This window comes from Roseomonas sp. 18066, from assembly GCF_902706185.1.
Classification (GTDB): domain Bacteria; phylum Pseudomonadota; class Alphaproteobacteria; order Acetobacterales; family Acetobacteraceae; genus Pseudoroseomonas.
The window spans coordinates 1-2,889 of record NZ_CACSJM010000280.1 but is presented as its reverse complement, the minus strand read 5'-3'; the positions used below and the strand labels follow the sequence as shown (position 1 = coordinate 2,889).

At 69.9% G+C, this 2,889-nt stretch carries 2 protein-coding genes and 1 pseudogene; 2 read left to right on the top strand and 1 reads right to left on the bottom strand.

The annotated features are described in order from the left end of the window. The first annotated feature begins 156 nt into the window (after positions 1-156). Together argJ and GVN67_RS28580 are read left to right on the top strand one after the other, a co-directional pair. Positions 157-1,395: a bifunctional glutamate N-acetyltransferase/amino-acid acetyltransferase ArgJ gene (gene argJ, locus GVN67_RS28585; RefSeq protein ID WP_160000695.1), complete on the top strand. Its 1,239-nt coding sequence runs from the start codon at positions 157-159 to the stop codon at positions 1,393-1,395. A gap of 200 nt (positions 1,396-1,595) precedes the next feature. Next, entirely contained in the window at positions 1,596-2,663 is a 1,068-nt protein-coding gene (locus GVN67_RS28580) for a sensor histidine kinase (RefSeq protein ID WP_160000694.1), read from the top strand. 105 nt (positions 2,664-2,768) lie between these two features. On the opposite strand, the pseudogene GVN67_RS28575 reads toward GVN67_RS28580, so the two are convergent. Further along, positions 2,769-2,889, bottom strand: a pseudogene (locus tag GVN67_RS28575) (IS5/IS1182 family transposase); the annotation flags it as partial.

The window sequence follows — 2,889 nt, the reverse complement described above, 5'->3', positions numbered from 1 at the left end:
CCCCGCCCGCCCGGCGCTGATCCGGCCCGGCTGAGGGAACCCGGCTGATGGAAAAGGATGGCCGCGGGTTTTCGCCCGCGGCCGTTCTGCTTTAGAAGGCCTGAGCCCTCGTCCGGGGGCCCCGCATTCCGCGACCGACACGAAGGACCGCCTCGCATGGCCGGCAAGGATCTCCCCGTCTCTCCCCTCGCGGTGCCGATGCCCGCGATGCCGCCGATCGCCGGCGTCAGGCTGGGCGTCGCGGCGGCGGGGATCCGATACAAGGGCCGCAACGACCTGACCTTCATGGAATTCGCGCCCGGCACCACGGTCGCCGGCGTCTTCACCCGCAACAAGTGCCCGGGCGCCCCGATCGACTGGTGCCGCGCGGCGCTGAAGTCGGGCAAGGCGCGCGGGTTGGTGGTCAATGCCGGCAATGCCAACGTCTTCACCGGCAAGCCTGGCCGCGAGGCGGTGCAGGCAACGGCGGACGCTGCCGCTTCGCTGCTCGGCTGCAAGCCGAAAGAAATATTTCTGGCGTCCACCGGCGTGATCGGCGAGACCCTGCCGCATGCCAAGCTGACCGCCGCCCTGCCGGCGCTGCATGGCGCGCTGACGGAAGCGGGCTGGGATGGCGCCGCCCGCGGCATCATGACCACCGACACCTTCCCCAAGGGCTGCGTCCGCCGCGCGATGATCGGCGAGACGGAGGTCACCATCGCCGGCATCGCCAAGGGCTCGGGCATGGTCGCGCCCGACATGGCGACCATGCTGTGCTTCATCGCCACCGACGCCAAGATCCCGGCCGCCGCCCTGCAGGCGATCCTGAAGAAGGGCACGGATGCCAGCTTCAACCGGACGACGGTGGATAGCGACACCTCGACCAGCGACACGGTGCTGGTCTTCGCCACCGGCCAGGTGAAGCATCCGCGCGTGCCGGCCGAGGGCGGCTCGATCCTCAAGGATTTTTCCCGCGCGCTGCATGAGCTGCTGCTGGATCTCGCGCTGCAGGTGGTGCGCGACGGCGAGGGCGCGCAGAAGCTGGTGCGGATCGACGTGACCGGCGCGACCACCGGCCGCTCGGCGCAGAAGATCGCCATGGCCATCGCCAATTCGCCGCTGGTGAAGACCGCCATCGCCGGCGAGGACGCCAATTGGGGCCGCATCGTCATGGCCGTCGGCAAGGCCGGCGAGCCGGCCGATCGCGACCTGCTGTCGGTCGGCGTCGGCGGCACCTGGATGGCGCGCGAGGGCGGCGTCGTCCCCGGCTATGACGAGGCGCCGGTCGTCGCCCATATGAAGGGCCGCGAGATCGAGATCGCCGTCGATATCGGCCTGGGCAAGGGCAAGGCCACCGCCTGGACCTGCGACCTGACGCATGGCTATATCGACATCAACGGCTCCTACCGTTCGTAACCATCTGATTTAAAATCGAAAAAGGGCCGCGCCGCGAGGCGTGGCCCTTTTTCATGGGCGCGGCTTTTCAAGGCCCCGCGGCGCTTTGAGGCACGGCGCAGGTTGCGGCCTCAACCGCTGCCTCCCGATCCTGCGGCACGCCGAAATGACGGGAGCCCTCGCCCAATGCCGGATGCGCCGCCGCCGATGCCAGGCCCGCCATGCTGAACGGGCTGCGCGACTGGGTCGATGCGGCGCGGCAGCGGCCGCTGGGCCAGCGCTGGCTGCTCGGGCTGCTGGTCTTCCTGGTGGCGATGCTGCTGCGGCTGGGGCTGGACGGGCTGCTGCCGCCCGGCTTCCCCTTCCTGACCTTCTTCCCCGCCATCCTGATGGCGACGCTGCTGGGCGGCGTCGGGCCGGGCATCGCGGTCGGCGCCACCGCCTCGCTGACCGCCTGGTACTGCTTCATGGAGCCCTATTACAGCTTCAAGCTGACCGCCGGCGCCAGCCTGGCCCTGGCCTTCTTCATCGTCATCAGCGCCGTCGACATCCTGCTGATCCACCTGATGCAGCTGGCGATGCGGCGGCTGCGGCAGGACCAGGCGCGCGGCAGCCGCGAGGGCGCGCTCAGCCAGCAGCTGGCCCGCACGCGGGAGGTGATGCTGCAGGAGCTGCAGCACCGCATCGCCAACAACCTGCAGGTGCTGTCGGCCATGGTGCTGCTGCAGCGCAACGCGGTGCGCGACCCGGAAGCACGGCGGGTGCTGGACAATGCGGCGACCCGGCTGGAGGTGATCGGCCGCATCCAGCGCCGGCTGCACAGCGACGCCGAGGGCCTGCCCTTCGGCCCCTTCCTGCAGGGGCTGAGCCAGGACATGCTGGCCGCCGCCGAGGCCGGCCAGATCACCGCCCGGATCGAGGCGGAGCCGCTGGTGCTGCCGCCCGAGCTGACCGTGCCGGTCGCGCTGATCGTCGCCGAGCTGCTGGCCAACGCCCTGCAGCACGGCTTCCCGCAGGGCCGCCGCGGCACGGTGACCATCCGGCTGGCGCGGGCCGAGCAGCGGGTGCAGCTGAGCGTGGAGGATGACGGCATCGGCCTGCCGCTGGACTTCATGCTGGAGCGGACGCGGAGCCTCGGCCTGCGCATCGTCCAGGCGCTGACCCGGCAGATCGGCGGCGCCTTCACCATGCGCCCCGCGGCCCAGGGCACCACCTGCCATCTGTTCTTCTGGCTGTCGCCCCGCGGGGCGGAGGGCGTGTCGCGGCCGCTGCCGGCGGAGGCGCCTTAGCGCGTGATGGCTTGAGGTGGAATCACCGAAAAGCTTGAATCACGCGATCAAACAAAGACCTAGGATGCCTTGGCTTCGTTCTTCCGAAGCCGATGCATCCTAGGCTCAGGACTCATTGATCCAGAAGAGGACGGTTGCGGCGAGGCAGATAGCGGAGAAGAAGGTGTGGGCGCAGCGGTCGTAGCGCATGGCGACGCGGCGCCAGTCCTTGATACGGCCGAACATG